This window comes from Corynebacterium efficiens YS-314, assembly GCF_000011305.1.
GTDB classification, from domain to species: domain Bacteria; phylum Actinomycetota; class Actinomycetes; order Mycobacteriales; family Mycobacteriaceae; genus Corynebacterium; species Corynebacterium efficiens.
This window is the reverse complement of record NC_004369.1, coordinates 60,120-77,263: the sequence shown is the minus strand read 5'-3', so window position 1 is coordinate 77,263 and position 17,144 is coordinate 60,120. Positions and strand designations below refer to the sequence as shown.

The window sequence follows — 17,144 nt, the reverse complement described above, 5'->3', positions numbered from 1 at the left end:
ACCTGCCACAGGAGGCTGAAAAATGTCAGCGAACCCAGGAATCCCCTCCTCCGGAACCCCGGAGGTCAACGAGCCGACCACCCCGGTCCCGCCACTGCCCCGCAAGCCCGATCAGGCCACGGCGGAGCCCTATTCCCCCACCGGCTGCCCGATGCATATCAGCCCCGATGTCAATGCGCAGCAGGGTGAATACCTCACCACCGCGCAGGGCGGGCGTCTACGTGACACCGACCATTCGCTGAAAGCCGGTGAGCGTGGTCCCCTGCTCATGCAGGATCACCACTTCCGCGAGAAGATCACCCACTTCGACCACGAGCGCATCCCGGAGCGTGTGGTCCACGCCCGCGGTGCCGCGGCCCACGGTGTGTTCAAGGCCAATGGTGCCGCCTCCTCCATCTGCCGCGCCGGTGTGTTCGCCGAGGGTAAGGAAACCCCGGTGTTCACCCGGTTCTCCACGGTGCTGGGCAACCGCGGTTCCGCCGACACCGTGCGTGACACCCGTGGTTTCGCCGTGAAGTTCTACACCGATGAGGGCACCTGGGACCTGGTGGGTAACAACATCCCGGTGTTCTTCATCCAGGACGGCATCAAGTTCCCCGATGTCATCCACGCCGCCAAGCCCCACCCGGACCGCGACATCCCGCAGGCCCAGAGCGCGCATGACACCTTCTGGGATTTTGTCACCCTGCACACCGAGGCCACCCACCACACCATCTGGAACATGTCGGACCGCGGCATCCCGCGGTCCTACCGCATGATGGAGGGCTTCGGTGTCAACACCTTCCGCATGATCAACGACAAGGGCGAGACCAGCCTGGTGAAATTCCACTGGAAGCCGAAACTCGGTGTGCATTCCCAGGTGTGGGAGGAAGCCCAGATCACCGGTGGTGTGGACCCCGATTTCCACCGCCGTGATCTGGCGGATGCGATTGAAAGTGGTGCCTTCCCCGAGTGGGATCTGGGCCTGCAGGTCTTCCCCGATAATAAGGAGCAGATGTTTGAGGGCATTGACCTGCTGGATCCCACCAAGATCGTCCCCGAGGAACTCGCCCCGGTGCAGATCGTGGGCACCATGACCCTGAACAAGAATGTCTCCAACTTCCATGAGGAGACCGAGCAGGTCGCCTTCCACCCCGGCCACCTGCCCCCGGGTATCGATGTCACCGCCGATCCCCTGCTGCAGGGTCGCCTGTTCTCCTACCTGGACACCCAGATCAGCCGTTTGGGTGGGCCGAACTTCGCGCAGCTGCCGATCAACCGTCCGCATGCACCGGTCAATGACATGTTCCGTGAGGGCATGCACCAGCAGGGCCAGCACATCGGCGTTGCCCCCTACCAGCCGAACTCGCTCGACGGCGGCAACCCCTTCCCCGCCGAGCCGAGCAACGGGGCGCTTATCGACGTCCCCGTCCCCGTCGAAGGCGAGATCACCCGCAGTGCCCCCGCCAGCTTCGATGACCACTACTCCCAGGCCCGCCTGTTCTACGTGAGCCTCTCGCCCATCGAACAGAAGCACGTGGCCGACGCCTACACTTTCGAACTGGGCAAATGCTACGAGAAGGCCATCAAGGAACGCGCAGTGCACGTTCTGTCCAACGTCGATCACGACCTGGCCAGCACCGTGGCCAAGGGCCTGGGTGTGCCCGCCCCGGAGAAGAAGGACCTGCCCGAGCCCACCCCGAGCCCGGCGCTGTCCCAGGTGGGCAAGACCTGGCCCATCGACGGCCGCCAGATCGGCATCCTGGTCACCGATGATCTGCCCGAGGATCAGGTCGCCGACGTCGCCTCCCTGTCCAAGGCCATCGAGGACGCCGGCATGGTACCCCTGGTGACCTCCACCTCCGGTGGCACCATCGGCGAACCCGAGGAAGCCACCGGCGTGGCGGTCTCCCGCACCTACGTCACCGTGCGTTCCATCGAATTCGATGCCGCCGTGGTCGTGGAGACCCCCGAGCAGCCCGAGGTGAGCATCCTGCTGTCCGAGATGATCCGCCACGGCAAGGCCGTCGCCCTCGTCGGCGATGCCACCGCGCAGGTACCCGATCGCATGGGTGATGCACCCGGCGTGGTCACCGTCAACGCTGCCGCCGACGCGCTCGATGTGCTGACCCCGATGCTCAAGGGCCACCGCACCTGGGCCGCCAACCCGGCCTGATCCCTCCATAAGGGAAATAACCAATTCAACCCCGCTGATCAGATCCGGTTATCTGGTCAGCGGGGTTGTTTCTCTGCTCTGGTCTGCCGCACCCATATGGCAGCTAAAAAATTGATCTCCCGGTGGTCTCTCTGCGGTCACCTATTTTGACCACTAAGATATTTTTCGTTTAGAACGCCACCACCATCTTTTAAAACAACTGGGAGATAAGTCAGATGACCCGCAGAACACTTGCACCAGAGGGTCCATCCTTCAGTACCAGTTCAACCTTGGATGAAACAGGCCTGGCACTCGCCCTGGCCCCGGCGCTGACCCCGGAGGGGGTGGATTCCTCCCCCAGTTTCTTCCATGGCTTTCTTACTCAGCCGAAGGTCTACGCTCAGTGTCTCCTGGTTCTGGCAGAGGTCACCCGAACCCGTTATTTCGTCCCGCCGCAGATGGCAGCAGCCGCCGCAATGCGCGATCCGGTATTCACCGCCCACGGTGATCGCCTGCGTGCAGAGGTCTTTTCTGCCTGCAACAGTGTCAGCGCACGCTTGGATCTGGGCGCTGACGGCCTTGATGGTGGGGAGATCGGTTATGGCACCACCAATGTCGACCTTGGGGATCATCTCCAACAGATGCTCTCCGGGATCCACCACAATGAACTGCTTCATCTCGATGTCGGTTCCCAGCATGTGAATGTCTCAACCCTGGAGCGCACGGAGTCGGAACGCAAGGTTGTCATGCCTACCCGGTGGGTACGGGCCTTCGGCAATGTCGCGGAGATCCACCGCGGCTTCTCGGGAGTGCTCGACCTGGATGGACGTGGAGCGCGTCGTCTATTGATGGCCCTGCCCCAGGCAAAGGTAGACACGGTGTGGGTCCAGGCCTCCACCAGAGGTGTGAACGTATCTGCCCGTCCGGTTCCTGGTGCTGTGCGCATCCCTGGGCCTGTCCGCCTCCAGCCGCTGCGACGCCTGTTATCTCTGCTCACCGGTGTGCAGATCTACCAGGATGCCGGATCCGGCGCCGGTGTGGTGATGGAATGCCGGTTGCCTGGGGCGGCTATCACTCTCGCACTGTCGGAAGAACCCTCCCGTGGTTTCTCCGGAGAGGGGTCCCTGTTGTCTGCAATGGCCTCTGAAGATGTGATTGATGATGCAGATCTGCTGGCCACGCAGTTGGGTTTCTCTTCCCGTATCTCCCCTGATCTCCTGGCACTGGACACAGGATTGGAGCGGGTCCGGGTTGACCAGGCCCTTGCCTCCCTCGCTGCCAGCGGGAAGGTGGGTTGGGACATCGCCGAGCAGGCTTACTATCACCGGGAGTTACCCCACGATCCGGAGCAGGTGGCACGCGATAACCCACGTCTGGTCGGGGCCCGACGGCTTGTCGACGCCCGCGCCGTCCACTGGAGCGAGGACCGACTCACCGCCGATGTACGCAGCGGTGCCCGCAGTTATCAGGTCATTCCGGACAAGGGCACCTGCTCGTGCACCTGGTATCTGCGCACCCGCGGTTCCCGGGGACCATGCAAACATCTGCTGGCTGCAGCCCTGTCGACTGAGACCAGAGAAGGAGTATGACCGTGAAGTACACTGCTGACACCGTGGTAGTCGCGCAGGAACCGGAGAAGCTGCCCCAAGCAAGTCCCGATTTCGCCGAGGTGATGGAATTTCTCGACCGCATTGGGTGGAACGCTGCCCCGCTCGCGGAATTACGCACCGCATCCCTGGGGCCTGATGAGGAGCAGCAGCGGTTCATCGAGACGGTGGTTGCCGAGGAGCACTTCTTTGACTCCGTGATCCTCGATGTCGTGCGGGAACCGCACGGAATCCGCGGGTCGGAACGCTTCCACCACCCCTGTTGGGAGCAGGTGGACCATCTGCGTGTCGCGCTTTATCTGCTGCGGGGGAATGCACCCGCTGAAGTCACCGGGCGGTGGCTCAACGAATCAGTCCGGGCCATTGAGAAACTCAATCCAACACTGCAAGAGATAGCTTTAGAACTGATTGTCGACCTCCTGCTGGCAACATCCCCCTCATATCAAAAAACAGTGGAGAAGCAGTGGGATCCGCAGCACGCGGAAGAACTGTGGATCAGCCTGATCCACCGCCAGCAACGCCCCATCATTTCCCAGGAGGACCCCCTGCAGATTCCTGTGGTTTTAGTTAATTCCTCCACCCACTTCCGGTGGGAACTGCACATGAATTTCTTTCTTGGACATCGAAACCACTGGGGTGATCCAAAAATACGACAACCACGTGAAGTGATTTTCGACCGTCGTCTCGACTGGTTCCGCGCCACTTTGTTCAGTTATGAGGACAGACCACCCTTCTACTCCCACATCGAATTGATAACCAAGGATCAACACCTGTCTGCAGAAGACCGCGGAGTCCTCCTGCGTGACGGACTTAATGGTTACCGGGAAGCAAGGAAGCCTGAACCGGTCAAGGCCTGGGCGGAATTTCTCCTGGATTCCCTAGAGATCAGCGATGAGGAGATTGTTGCCCACAGCCATGAACTGGTGCCACTGTTGTTCCGCAAGGATTCCACCTCTCTGCTCCGCTTCGGCACGGTGCTGGCACAGAAAGGATCCGAGGACATCCTGACTGAGGTGATCACTGCCTGCCTCACCCTCGCCGGCCGGGCAACACGTATCAAGGTGCTCAATGCTGCCGCCAGACGCGACGCAGTACCGTCACCGGATATTCTCGAACAGTGTCAGTTCCTGTTGGAGGATGCCTTGGCAATGGATGAGCATCCGCAGTTCTCCAAAGCCGTGGATAAGCTTGCGGCCGTCTGGAACCTCAATATAGAAGAACCTGGGACAGAAGCCACAGGTGATGCCTCTTTATGGCAGAAGGCTCCGGTATTATGGCAGATACCTGACTTGACACCATCTGATACTCCATTGGTCGAACTTGCTGCACATGAGCTCGAAAGGTTTGGCCCGGCGATCGCCGCAGGCAACCGTGTCTGGTCTTGGTTCCGTGACGTGGAATCGGAGCAGTTCACAGACGCTCTCGTCCGGTGTGCATACTCCGATCTTGAGGCGACCAAAATATCACTGGTGGGCGTTCCTCGAGCCAGTAAGTCTCTGGAGGGAATTAGGGAGTGGGTCACCGGAGAACTCGCGTTGTACTTGAAGAGTTCGGACCGCAGCAAGCGCGAAGCGGAGATCTTAGAGCTCCTGGGGTCTGTGCCTATATTATTGTCCACCCCGGACCGTGAAGACCTCACCATCGGTGTCGAGACCATCCTTGACCGGCTGGCTGAGTACGCACAAGCCCAGGCGCCTGTCGGTCCTATCGATCTTTCCCTCGCCCTGTTGCGCCTCCGGGGGGACCGCAATCCCGTGATTTCGGTATTGCAATCCTCTCCTCTATTACTGCACACCCGGGGGGAGGAAGAAAAGGTGACCGTGGGTGCGGCCATGTCTTCCCTAGTGTTCCAAGAACCATCCGTCGATACCGAGTGGGTTTTCCCTGAAGTGGAGGTGACCGCGGACGAGGGCGGTGGGCCACAAAAAATCACCCATCGAATAGTCGATTTCCTCACCAGCGGAAGTTGCTTCGATTTTCTTCCCTCCACAGCTGAACAAGCTTTCCTCGGACTTGATTACACCTATCGCTCCTCCCTGGGGACGGGGCTTCTCCTGCGTCAACTTGCCCGTTCATCTTCCCCGTTCACCCCGGCAGCAGCCATCAATTTCCTCGCGGCACTGAGCAACCTGCACACCCGGGAATCCGAGGTGGGATGGACTGCCGCCAGTGAAGCATGGTACCGCGGGCTGTTGATCCCAGGAGTGCCAAATATTGCCCATCTGGGATGGAGTGATGCTCCCCCACAGCGGTTAGGATCGTTGGCAAAAACCTTCCGTGATCTGGCGGATATGGGAATGCTGACTCTGGTCTGGCCGATCCTCAATGATCTGGTGGATGCCTCCGCCCAGCAGGACAAACCGCTCATAGGCACTCCTGATCTACTGCAGGTCATCGCTGAACTGCTGCCTCACGTCATGGCAGCGGTAGATGAGGGTCGGGCAGAGCTTTCCCACCTTGACCTCCCCGGTGTCCGAGAGCTGGCGGCGCGGTCCGGAAAGACCCGGGCGATTGTTCTGGCCCGGGAGATTCGGGACAGGTTGCCCCACGATGACCGGGTGGCGGCGGGGCGTCGATAAGCGTTATGCGCGCAACAGCCCCCGTTTGCTCTTATGGAAGAGGTCGGGATCGGTGTCCAGGTCGGTATAGACCTTTGACGGCTCCCAGGTGACCAGGGCGTGGTCGAGGTCGCGGGCGGCCAGGGCGAGGAAATCCGCCAGGGCTTCAAGCGCCGAAGGCTCACAGGTGGGGCAGGAATTGACCTCATAGACCACGAGTTCGCCGGTGGCGGTGTTCTCCCCGATGTCGATACCACCGATGAGGGTGCCGGCAGCCTGGGAAGCCCGGCGCGCCACCGCAGCGATCTCGTCGGTGAGCGGACACATGGCCAACCCACCGCCGGCGCGGATATTGGTGATCCATTTACCCGGCGGGGCGTAGCGGTACATGGCGAACACCGGCTGGTGGTTGATGGTGTAGACGCGGATGTCACGGCCGGGGTTATCGATCCACGGCACGGCGTAGTAGGAGCCACCGTCGCGACGCAGCTCCGTCAGGAGGTCCTGCAGGTCGTTTTCACCCTCGATTTTGCGCAGGCCCCGTCCGCCGAAACCGACAAGCGGTTTGATCACCGCCGGGCCGTCGAGATCCCGCACCCACTTCTCCAGTGCCTCCGGGTCGTGGCCGGTGAGCACCGGATACCCCAGTGCACCGGCCAGGCTCAGCATGGAGCTGTCCAGGTACTTGTTCTGCGCGCGGAAGAGGGTGACCGCATCATTGATCACGGGGATCCCGGCGCGACGGAACACATCCAGGTGCGCCATGCCGGGGATGAGCAGCTCGTCGAGCACCCATCCGATCACCAGGTCGGGTTCAAGGCGTTGACCCGCCACGAAGAACCCGATGCCGGTGTCGGTCATTTCCACGACCAGGTCATCCGGGTGCACGCGCACCACCGCCACCCCGCGTTCATGCATCGCGGGGAACAACACATCGTGGTCTTCCTCATCAATGTTGTCGCCGAGGAAGACCACCAGGGGGCGGTCGGAGTGAAGGTCGTCGTCAAGCCGGCTCAGCATCGGGTTCAGCCTTCCTTGTCGGGGTATGGCAGCGAACCTATCCGCGCCGCCACCGTCTCGTCCGGGTTTTTGTTATTCCCGGTTCATCTTCTCCTGGATCTTGCCAGCGGTCTGCTCAACAATGTTGGGAATCTCGGTGGTGCCGTAGAAGCGGGCATCGGGGTGGGTCGGCGGCGCCATGGGCACACCCTCCGGTGGGACATCCACGTAGGTGAACTGGCCCAGCCACCTGATGCCGACACCTCTGGTAGAACCACGGGGTGTGTCGTGGGCATTGATCAAGCCACTATCTGGTTGTGAACTCGTCTGGGCGATGAGTAAAAATAAGCATACATTTTTATGTATATGACGGTGGTTACAGAATTGATTTCGGTGGCAATCATGGGAGTTGAGATGCTGATATTTCCTCAACCCCAGCCAGGACAGGTGCATGATTTATCCCGACCCCCGACTGGGCAGGTCGTCTGGGTACCCTCCCACAGGCACCCGACAGCCCTTCCCCTGACAACCCCCACGTCGACTCCCTAGAGTGGCGGTCATGAACACAGCCGTGAACCGCCTCACCACCCCGTTTACGGAACGGTGGAGGCGACCGGAATTCCGGATCTCGATGGTGCAGACGGTCAAGATCGTCTTCGCCACCACCCTGGCGTGGTGGGTGTCGGTGAATCTCCTCCAGACCTCCCTGCCCTTCCTGGCGCCGTGGACTGCGCTGCTGACCATCCAGGCCACCGCCTACCGGACCCTGTCGCGGGGTGTGCAGTCGACGATCGCGTCGGTGCTGGGCATCGTGGTGACCTTCCTGGTGGGCCAGTTCCTGGGGGTGACTCTATGGACGTATGCGCTGGCCATCCTCATCGGCATGCTCATCGCGCGGATCAGGTGGATCCGGGAGGAGGGCATCACGGTGGCCACCACCGCGATCTTCCTGCTCAGTGATGGGTTCACCGACGAGTCACGCAATTTCGATGAACGCATGCTGGAGATCATTGTGGGTGTGCTCATCGGTGTGCTGGTGAACATGCTGGTGATGCCACCCCTGCGGGATAGACAGGCGGCGAATTACCTGGATAATGTGGCCCGGCGCATGGGCGAGGTGCTGGAGAATATGGGCGAGGAGATCTCCTCGTCGTGGGACACCGAATGCGTGGAGGGGTGGATCCGGGAGATTGAGTCGGTGGATGCGGAGTTGGATTCCGCCTGGTCCACGGTGAAGTTCGCCCGGGAGAGCAGACGTGCGAACCCCCGCCACCGGATCCTGCGTAAACGCCGGCATGTGCCCGTCCCGGTGGAGAGCCCCGATTGGGAGGAGCTGGTGCAGGATGCCCGGGATGGTCTGGCCCATCTGCGCACCATCACCCACATCCTGCACGCCGCCACCTATGAGGAGGGGGCCTGGGACACCCGCTTCCGCGAACAGTGGTCGACCATCGCCCGCGACACCGGCAGGGCGATCTCCGATCCGGGCATCAACACCAATTCCGCACAGCTGCAGGACCGCCTCGATGATCTCGCCCACCAGATGTCCGATGATGAGGACCTACCCCGCAAACTGTGGCCGGTGTACGGTTCGCTGATCACCACGCTGCGTTATATCGTCTCGCTTGTCGACGAGGTCCGCGTCGCCCGGCGCGAGGAGATCCTGCAATAACACCGGTGATCATGAGGCATGATGAACGGATCACCTATTGATCTCCCGACAGGATCACGCCCATGCACCCCGATGATTATGCCGACCACCCCTCCGATGATCCGGAGGGGTTCGACCCGCAGGTCACCGTGACCTACGATCTGCCCGATGCCACCGTCTCGGTCGACATCGATGTCTTTCCCCATGGTGATGCCGCCTTCGATCTGCAGCACATGGCGTTCGTGGAGGCGTTGCGGGAATCCATCACCACCTTCTGCCAGCTCCACCACTACTACGAGGAGGACCCGGACCTGCTGCTGCACGCGGGGCGCCCGGTGGGGGCTGTGCAGTACTACGTGGAACTCGCCTTCGCGCACGCCATGATCGATGCCCTCGGGGAGGACCGCGCCCGGGTTGATCTCACCCGGCGGGTGTTGTTGTTGGAGCAGCTGGTGGAGAGCCTGAGCATCACGGTGCGTCGCAACGCGTCGATGTCGCAGGCGGTGGCCACCGCCCAGAGTGCGCTGCAACTGGCGGAGGAGTTCGACATCGCAGGTTCCGTGGAACTGATCCCGGAGATCAAGCGCCGCATCCCGATCGATGTGGCCCGCTACCTGCCGCCCGACCCCACCGTGGATCCGGTCAGGGCGGAGCGTGAGCTACGGGAGATGAACGATGACTGCCTGGACTATCCCTTCTTCATCTTTGTCGATGACACCCAGAGCGCCGAGGAGTATGAGGCCGCCGGTGAGCTGGATGACAAGTCGAAACTGATCGTCAGTATCTCGGATGAGCCGCTGGACTGGGCGGATCTGCGGCTCGGCCGGCGGATCTTCCCGCACACGGTGTGAGGGGTCCGGCAGGGAGGCGTCGACAAGCACGCTTTTAACGGCTGTGGTCCGCCGGGTCCGCCTTGTCGGAGGCGAGCGAGCGCAGGCGGGCGAGGTCCTCGGGGTGGATGTCGGTGGGCAGGGATTCCTGGATGAGGCGACGCTGGCGGTCGAGGACGGGAACCAACCCGGGGTGGTCCCGGGCAACGTGATCGATGAGCATGCGCAGCACCCGCAGCAGGGTGGCGAACACCTCGGGTTGCGCGCGGGAGGCCAGGCGCAGCTGGTCGAAGGCGTGGTCGATGTACTCCGCATGGGTGAGATTCCAGGGCTGGATCACCGCGCGACCCTCATCGTCTCGCAGGGCCTCGGGTGCCAGGGGCGTGGTGAGCACGGTGCGCAACAGGGTACCCAGCCGCAGGGTGACCTCAATGGTGGTGGTGGGATCCTCGCTGTCCAGGGCACGCAGACCGATATCCACCAGCTGACGGATGGCGAAATCAGTGTCCTGCAGCATCGCGCGGGAATGGGAGATCTCCACCGCCTGCCCCAGATCCGGTGCCCCCTCCCCCGGCGCCGGCCACACCAGCAACAGTGGTTCACCGGCATGGATGAAGGCACCGATGCGGGTTTCCATCCGCACCGTGGTGCCGGGCGGGGTGGATCTGAACAGGTGGTCGAGGTCCACCTGCGCCACCCACCCGCTGCGGTGGGCCGGGATGGCCTGGGCATCACGGGGCACCTCACGGAAATCCTGCAGGTCCGCGGTGTGCAAACCCTCGGGCACGCCCTCACGCTCCCCGGCCACCCGCAGACCCTCCTCCACGATCTCATTGGCCACGTTCCCCACCTGCAGACCATGGGCGAGGTGATCCAGGTGCGCGAGAATCCCCACCACGGTGATCACGGTGAGGATCATCGCCACGGTCACCGAGATCTGCGGGGCCGGGTCGGTGGCCTCCCCACTGACATTCGGCAACACCAGCACGCAGTAGACGAACGTGGCCACCAGCAGTCCGATCACCTGCTGACTCACCCGGTCCCGGATGAAGGTGCGCATCACCCGTGGCGAGAACTGGTCACTGGCGAGCTGCAGACTGACCACCGTCAGGGAGAAGACCACACCGACCGTGGTGATCATCGCACCCGCCACCGTGGACAGCAGCCACATCGCGGCGTTACTGCTCATCGACAGTGTGAACGGCAGATCCGTGTCATGCCCGAGCTCATCATCAGCCATCGTGGTGATCACCGCCAGCACCACGCCTGCCAGCATCAACAGGGTGGGATAGGCGAACAGGCTCTCCTTGTACCGGTACTGCACCGCCGCCAATCGCAGCCGCTATGACATGTTCTGCTTCCTGGCCATCACTGCCCCCTGCCTCTGAAGATCATCAGGCATCTGATCCCCCACGGTACCGATGCGGGGAAGCCACCCGCCCATGCTTGTCGACGCCCCACCCACCCCACCTCCCGCACCCGGGGAGCGGGGTGTGCGGTCTGCAGTGGGATTGTTAGTGGCCGGTTACTGCGGGTTACTGCCCCAGCTCGCGGCGCCGCTCCGCGGCCCGCCTCAGGCGCTCGGCGCGTTCCTCACGTTCCTTGCTGCGCAGTTCCTCGATGAGCTCCTCATCCTCATCACCGACATCGAGGGCAGATCTGGCACCCCAGGAGGCGAAGGCACCCAGGGGGAACAGCACCCAGGCGAATCCCACGCTGAACACGAAGGTGCCCAGGAAGAACAGGATGAGCACGATGGCCCAGATGGCACCGTCGATGCGTTGGAGTTTCTTGCCCCGGCTGAGCACCTCATCGAGTTCCCGCTGGGCCGATACCTCCGAACGCGGCACCGGTGCGGTGAAGACCTGGGGGTCCTGCTGCTCGGGCAGGTCGGCAAAGAGGGCTTCAAGTTCGCCCTGGGTGCGCGCCACCGCCGCCTTGCCGGTGCGTTCATCGAATTCGGTGATGTCCAGATATCCGTCGGCGAAGTACTGCCCCAACCGGTCCAGTGCGTGGGAGCGTTCGGCGTCGCCCGCGCGTTTATCAGGTGTCTGTTCCATAAGCGGCCTCCCGGGAAGTGTGATGTCACCAGCGTAGAACACCGTTGCCGTCCGGGGAACAGATATCGGGCCCCGCCACCAGATGGTGACGGGGCCCGATATCAGTGAGTGTCAGTGAGTGTGAGTGCTGGAAACCTTATGGGGTGGGGCTCAGGACGGTGTCGACGACATGGATGACACCGTTGCTGGCTTCGATGTCGGTGTCGGTGACATTGACGCGGTTGCCGGCGGTGTCGACAAGCACGACGTTCTCGCCCTCGATCTCCACGGTGAAGGTGCCACCCTGGAGGGTCTCGACGGTCTGGCCGTCCATCTCCAGGACGTCAGCGGCGAAGACCTCGCCGTCAACGACGTGGTAGGTCAGGATCTCGGTGAGGTCACCCTGTGGGTCTGCGAGCAGTGCATCCAGGGTGCCTTCCGGCAGGGCGTTGAATGCCTCATCGGTGGGGGCGAAGACGGTGAACGGACCGTCGCCGCGGAGGGTCTCCTCGAGTCCGGCGGCCTGAATTGCAGTGACCAGGGTGTTGAAGGAACCGGCGCCGGCGGCGGTGTCGACGATGTCATCGCCTTCCGCAGCAGCGGTGGTCTCCTCGGTGGTGGTCTCCTCAGTCGTGGTTTCCTCGGTGGTGGTCTCCTCCATGGTGGCGGCTTCCGTGGCGGTCGCGGTGGTGGTACCGGTGTCGGTGGTGGTGTCGTCCTCACCACATGCAGCCAGGGTGAGTGCGAGGCTGACAACTCCGGATACTGCAAGGATGCGCTTCATTGCGAAGGCCTTTCGGTAGGTCTGGATGTGTGACACCAAGTGTGCGTGTGTAGAAATAGTGATTCAAGTCACCAGGAAAAATACAGTGAATAAATAATGAAGTGGCAGGAATCAAGTCAGCTGCGCTGCAATTTTGGGAGAAAGCTACCAGGGCCCGAAGGTGATATATGAATTTAATTATGGAAAAGAACTTAACCAAGGTTAATTATTTAGCTTTGGCTAGTAATGGAAACGCCAGTGCCCCACCCCCGATGTCCGTACCAAGAAAGGACTAATTCCCGCCCTTGGTACTACTATCCGCAGAAGCAGATCCTCCACTGATCCCACCCAGGGAATCATCCGACGGACACTGCCCCGACCCCCAGAGGACACCATGATCGAAGCCCGCCAACTCAAGTACTTCCTCGCTGTCGCCTCCGCCCGGAACTTCAGCCGGGCCGCGGACGATCTCCACATCTCCCAGCCGCCGCTCTCCCGGCAGATCAGGTTGCTGGAAAAGCAGATCGGGACACCCCTGTTCGAACGGACAAGTCAGGGAGTGGAGCTGACCGCCGCTGGGTCCTTCCTCGCCGAGCGGGCGCCGGCCATCCTCAACGAACTGGAGGAGGTCGAACGGGATGTCCGGGCGATTGGTCAGGGATCCATGGGTGTCCTTCGATTGGGGTTCGTCGGTACAGCCACCCATCAGCTGATGCCCCAGTTGCTGAAACAGATCACCATCCAGCTCCCCGAAGTGGAGGTGCGGGTCAGTGGGGAGAAACTCACCCCTGACCTCGAGCGCCTGCTGTTCACCCGGCAGCTCGATGCCGCGGTGCTCCGACCGCCGGTGTCCTCACCGGATATTGAACTGGAGAGTTTCGGTGTGGATGATTTCATGCTCGCGGTGCATCCCGGGCATCCCCTCTATGACCAGGAGGGCACCATCCCCTTCACCGATCTGGCTGAGCACCCGATCATTGCATTCAAGGAGGGTTCAGCTGCGGAACAGATCATCAGACACGCAGCCCACCAGGCGGGATTTGAGTTGAGAGTTGCCCACCATGCACCGGAGACCTCCACGGTGCTGGCACTTGTCTCAGCAGGGCTGGGGATAGCCCTCGTGCCACACGGGTCCATCCCCCAACCGATGGGGGAGCTGCGGATGCGCGAGGTTTCGGGAGGACCAACCATCGGCCTCGCACTGGCGTGGCTCAAGGGCAACCGCTCCCCCATCCTCCGGCAACTCAAACCCCTGTTGGACACCGCCGCTCTACATGCGCGCAACATCCAACAGGAAGAACACCACCAATCCGGTCTGGATTGATGGTGTTTCCATCTGCGGTGAGAAGTTAATTACCGGGGGTCACCCACGCCGGCACCGACACGTTCGGTGTCCGCCTCCACCGAGATGGATGCCACCGTGGTGGTGGATGGCAGGTTGCCATCGAAGTAGGCATCCTCGGCTTCCTTGGTGATGCCATGCTTGGCCTGCCAGCGGGAGACGAAGGCAACCATGAAGGGGGCGATGAGGGCGGTTACCACAACTGCGGCCGCAATCTGGACAGTAGCCTGGCCCTGGATGGCCTCGAAGGAGGGATCGATCGCCGCGAGTGCGGCCGGGGTGGCAATCGCGTTACCGGCAACAGCGCTTTCCGCCACGCCGGAGACCATGTTGCGTGCCTGCTTCGGGGTCCGGCGGATGCGGTGCCAGAGGTAGACCGCCAGGACAGCCGCACCACCGGAGAAGACCAGGGTCATGAGCCCGAGGAGGACACCAGCCAGACCGGAGGCCAGGAGGACACTGAAGTCAATGCCGGCACCGATGGCGAAGGCCACGAAGGGGATGATCAGAGCCTGACCCGGGGCCAGGAAGTTACGTGCAATGGGCGACAGGTTGCCCAGGGCGAAACCGATGAGCATCGGCAGGATCGCGGCGAGCAGAGCGGTAAGCGGGAAGTCGGCGAAGCCGGCTGCACCGAGGGCGATCATGGTGAGGAACGGTCCATCGTTGATGGAGAGCACCGAGATGGCACCCTTGTCGGTCTTGGAACCGAACTGCTGCATGAGCGCGCTGTAGAGGGAGCCATTCGAGTTGGACATCGCCGCGATGATGGCCAGGGGCAGCAGGCCGAGGAGAACACCGTTGGGGGCGAAGAACGCCACGGACAGACCGATGACGACGGCGATGCCGTACTTGGCCACCAGGAGGACACCGCCCTTCTCCAGTGCGGGACCCGCGGTCTTCAGGCTGATCTGTGAACCAACGGCCAGGAAGAAGAGACCGATCAGCACCGCGGTGCCATCCCTGAACAGAGCCGTGGTGAAGCTGCCGATATCCAGAATGCCCGGGGCGAAGGTATTGACCAGGGCACCGAGGAAGAGAGGCACCACCATCAATGCGCCGGGGATCTTTCCAATGGCGCGGAATGCGGAATCCAACATTGTCTGTTCCTTTCATCGGCGTGCGGGCGGGGAACCAACGTCCCGGTTATGACCCATCCCGCATAAAAGCTGTTATGTGATCTGCAACATATAGTGATCGTGCAGGGCGCCGATGGGAAATACCTTTAAGGCATAGCGTTGTTCCTAATGGGTATGCACCCTGGAGGGACGGCCTTTATGGAGGGGGTAATTGCGGGGGAATTGCCCTCCATAAGGAGCTTGGTCCCACCCGTCCCGGGGGCAGGAGGCAAAGAAAAAACCGAACCGGCACCCAGCGGGGAAAACCCCACCGGGTGCCGGCCCAGGGAAGCGTCGTGGCTGGGGTGGTCGGCCCGTCGACAAGCGCGTACTTTTAGTTGTCAGTCCAGTAGATGTCCTTATCGGCGCGCAGGGCGCGCGCACTGGCGTAGGCGTGGATCTCGTCGAGAAGCTTGACCTGGTTCTCGGTCATCTCGATGAGGTCGGTGAACACCTTGGGGTCGAGGCCGAGGGTCGGGGCCTGGACCTCGAGCATCTGCCACATGCCGAGTTTGCCCATGACGGCACCGCGCATGAGCTCGGTTTCCAGCAGCATGGTCATCGGTGAACGTTCGACGATCTTGCCGTTGCTCTTGAGGCGGCCGACCCGCTCCCCCACCCAGGCGACGGCCTGGCGGTAGGGTTTGCGGTCCAGGCCGAGATCATCGATGAGCTGGATGAGGAAGGCGCGCTCGGCGGAGATCTCATCGACCAGCTGGCCCAGCCGGCCGAACATGGGGGTGTCCACGAAGTCGTTGGCCATGCGGGTGATGCGGCCCACTCCGGCGGTGGCGCCCGTCAGGTGATCGGAGAGGTAGAGCTCCAGCAGGTCGGCGCTCATCTTCTCCGGCGGGACATGGGGGTCCACGTCACCGTCGCCGGCGAAGGCCCCCTCGGAGGCGGGCTGGTGGAAGGCGTTGACATTGCGGTCATCCTGGGCGTCGGGACGCAGCACCGGTGAGGCGTGTCCGCGGCCCTCTGCCAGGCCCTCCAGCAGCTCACGCAGGGCGTCGGCGGCGGTGCGCTTCGGGGACCATTTCAGTTCCGTCCTGGCCTTGGTGGTGTCCATAAGCGGTACCTGCATGGCCATGTCGATCCAGCCGGCGTCGGCCGGGATCACGCCACTGCGGTGCGCGGTGACCACGGCCGCGCGGACGATGGCCGGTGGCATCTCCATGTACTTTCCGGTGCTGGTGAGGATATCCGCCAGCTCCTGGGGGCCGAGGATGTCATCGGCGGCGACGTTGAAGGCGCCACCCTTCTTCGCGAGCACCGCCGCCACATAGGCCTCGGCCACGTCATCGGTGTGCAGCGCCTGGATCCGCAGACCACTGGGCAGGGGCAGCGACAGCATCGATCCGGGCGCCAGCAGACGCGAGGGTACCGCCTTGCCGATGAAGTACCGCTGGATGGAGGAGGCCGCATCGCCCTGGAAGAGCAGGGCCGGACGCATCCGGGTGACGGTGACCCCGGGGTGCAGCGCCTCGAAATCATCAAGCACCTCCTCCTGGGAGGCCTTGTCCACGCTGTAGTGGGAACTGTCGATGCCCTGGTTGGGGAATTCCTCATCCCGCAGCGGGGGTTCGGTGCCGTCCTTGCGCAGCGCGTCACGCGCCTCATCCGGGGAGTACACGCCGACGGAACTGGCCACCACGAGATGCTCCACGCCCGCCTCGGCCACCGCGCGGGCAACCCTGCGCGTGCCCTCCACATTGACACGTTCGAGCAGCTCACGGCGGTCATTGGGCTGGATCATCCAGGCGAGGTGGATCACGGCATCACAACCGCGGAAGGCATCCGTCAGGCTCTGCACGGCATCCGCCTCGGTGGAGGCCGCGGCGATGTCGATGCTGCGCCATTCGCACCGGTCGTAGGGTTCGATTTCCGTATCCGGCAGGCGGCGGGCGATGCCGGCGACCTCTGTAATTTCGGGATGGCGGTGGAGTGCACGCAGCACGGCGGTTCCCGTGTTGCCAGTTGCACCAACAACTGCGATTCGCATTCTGGCTCCTAGTCAACGTCATGGTCGGGCTCTTGCAGCCCAGTCAACACAAGCGCCATGGTCGATACAAGGAACACAGCCAAACCCGCAGGTTGTGAGTG

The 17,144-nt window shown here is 62.4% G+C and carries 13 protein-coding genes; 6 read left to right on the top strand and 7 right to left on the bottom strand.

Annotated elements, in window-relative coordinates:
• Window positions 1-22 precede the first annotated feature (22 nt).
• The 3 genes from CE_RS00615 (at window position 23) to CE_RS00605 (ending at window position 6,320) form a co-directional block, all read left to right on the top strand.
• Window positions 23-2,155 carry a catalase gene (locus CE_RS00615; protein WP_011074797.1) on the top strand — a complete coding sequence of 711 codons (2,133 nt, stop codon included), beginning with the start codon at window positions 23-25 and terminating at the stop codon, window positions 2,153-2,155.
• A 269-nt stretch (window positions 2,156-2,424) separates the two neighbouring features.
• Window positions 2,425-3,723, top strand: coding sequence for an SWIM zinc finger family protein (locus CE_RS00610; RefSeq protein WP_049783598.1), 1,299 nt, complete (start codon window positions 2,425-2,427; stop codon window positions 3,721-3,723).
• Window positions 3,720-6,320, top strand: a complete 2,601-nt coding sequence (locus CE_RS00605; protein ID WP_006768623.1) for a hypothetical protein — start codon at window positions 3,720-3,722, stop codon at window positions 6,318-6,320. Before CE_RS00610 ends, CE_RS00605 begins: the two co-directional genes overlap by 4 nt.
• Window positions 6,321-6,323: 3 nt before the next feature.
• Here CE_RS00605 and CE_RS00600 read toward each other — a convergent pair whose 3' ends face one another.
• Together CE_RS00600 and CE_RS00595 are read right to left on the bottom strand one after the other, a co-directional pair.
• Window positions 6,324-7,319, bottom strand: a complete 996-nt coding sequence (locus CE_RS00600) for an ATP-grasp domain-containing protein (RefSeq protein WP_006768624.1) — start codon at window positions 7,317-7,319, stop codon at window positions 6,324-6,326.
• Window positions 7,320-7,391: 72 nt separating this feature from the next.
• Complete coding sequence (locus tag CE_RS00595) at window positions 7,392-7,601, bottom strand: hypothetical protein (RefSeq protein WP_006768625.1); 210 nt, start codon at window positions 7,599-7,601, stop codon at window positions 7,392-7,394.
• A gap of 256 nt (window positions 7,602-7,857) precedes the next feature.
• On the opposite strand from CE_RS00595, the gene CE_RS00590 reads away from it, so the two are divergent.
• Window positions 7,858-8,970 (top strand): FUSC family protein, encoded by a 1,113-nt coding sequence (locus CE_RS00590; RefSeq protein ID WP_006768626.1) that lies wholly within the window; start codon window positions 7,858-7,860, stop codon window positions 8,968-8,970.
• A gap of 62 nt (window positions 8,971-9,032) precedes the next feature.
• Window positions 9,033-9,800 carry a hypothetical protein gene (locus CE_RS00585; protein WP_006768627.1) on the top strand — a complete coding sequence of 256 codons (768 nt, stop codon included), beginning with the start codon at window positions 9,033-9,035 and terminating at the stop codon, window positions 9,798-9,800.
• A gap of 34 nt (window positions 9,801-9,834) precedes the next feature.
• Here CE_RS00585 and CE_RS00580 read toward each other — a convergent pair whose 3' ends face one another.
• From CE_RS00580 to CE_RS00570, 3 genes are all read right to left on the bottom strand, one after another.
• On the bottom strand, window positions 9,835-11,112 hold the full coding sequence (locus CE_RS00580) for a DUF2254 domain-containing protein (protein WP_006768628.1): 1,278 nt from the start codon (window positions 11,110-11,112) through the stop codon (window positions 9,835-9,837).
• A 202-nt stretch (window positions 11,113-11,314) separates the two neighbouring features.
• Entirely contained in the window at window positions 11,315-11,839 is a 525-nt protein-coding gene (locus CE_RS00575; protein ID WP_006768629.1) for a DUF1707 SHOCT-like domain-containing protein, read from the bottom strand.
• Window positions 11,840-11,975: 136 nt separating this feature from the next.
• Complete coding sequence (locus tag CE_RS00570; protein ID WP_006768630.1) at window positions 11,976-12,602, bottom strand: fasciclin domain-containing protein; 627 nt, start codon at window positions 12,600-12,602, stop codon at window positions 11,976-11,978.
• 373 nt (window positions 12,603-12,975) lie between these two features.
• On the opposite strand from CE_RS00570, the gene CE_RS00565 reads away from it, so the two are divergent.
• Window positions 12,976-13,905: a LysR family transcriptional regulator gene (locus tag CE_RS00565; protein WP_006768632.1), complete on the top strand. Its 930-nt coding sequence runs from the start codon at window positions 12,976-12,978 to the stop codon at window positions 13,903-13,905.
• Between the two features lie 29 nt (window positions 13,906-13,934).
• On the opposite strand, the gene CE_RS00560 is transcribed toward CE_RS00565, so the two are convergent.
• The gene (locus CE_RS00560) at window positions 13,935-15,023 is read right to left on the bottom strand and encodes a 2-keto-3-deoxygluconate permease (protein WP_006768633.1); all 1,089 of its coding nucleotides are present in this window, start codon (window positions 15,021-15,023) and stop codon (window positions 13,935-13,937) included.
• Window positions 15,024-15,375: 352 nt separating this feature from the next.
• Window positions 15,376-17,043, bottom strand: coding sequence for an NAD-dependent epimerase/dehydratase family protein (locus CE_RS00555; protein WP_006768634.1), 1,668 nt, complete (start codon window positions 17,041-17,043; stop codon window positions 15,376-15,378).
• Between the last annotated feature and the right edge of the window lie 101 nt (window positions 17,044-17,144).

Bases quoted from the DNA above. Each gene is read 5' to 3' on its own strand.
- CE_RS00605 (WP_006768623.1), top strand. From the start codon at position 3,720: ATGACCGTGAAGTACACTGCTGACACCGTGGTAGTCGCGCAGGAACCG.
- CE_RS00590 (WP_006768626.1), top strand. From the start codon at position 7,858: ATGAACACAGCCGTGAACCGCCTCACCACCCCGTTTACGGAACGGTGG.
- CE_RS00585 (WP_006768627.1), top strand. From the start codon at position 9,033: ATGCACCCCGATGATTATGCCGACCACCCCTCCGATGATCCGGAGGGG.
- CE_RS00575 (WP_006768629.1), bottom strand. From the start codon at position 11,839: ATGGAACAGACACCTGATAAACGCGCGGGCGACGCCGAACGCTCCCAC.
- CE_RS00570 (WP_006768630.1), bottom strand. From the start codon at position 12,602: ATGAAGCGCATCCTTGCAGTATCCGGAGTTGTCAGCCTCGCACTCACC.
- CE_RS00565 (WP_006768632.1), top strand. From the start codon at position 12,976: ATGATCGAAGCCCGCCAACTCAAGTACTTCCTCGCTGTCGCCTCCGCC.
- CE_RS00600 (WP_006768624.1), bottom strand. From the start codon at position 7,319: ATGCTGAGCCGGCTTGACGACGACCTTCACTCCGACCGCCCCCTGGTG.
- CE_RS00555 (WP_006768634.1), bottom strand. From the start codon at position 17,043: ATGCGAATCGCAGTTGTTGGTGCAACTGGCAACACGGGAACCGCCGTG.
- CE_RS00560 (WP_006768633.1), bottom strand. From the start codon at position 15,023: ATGTTGGATTCCGCATTCCGCGCCATTGGAAAGATCCCCGGCGCATTG.
- CE_RS00615 (WP_011074797.1), top strand. From the start codon at position 23: ATGTCAGCGAACCCAGGAATCCCCTCCTCCGGAACCCCGGAGGTCAAC.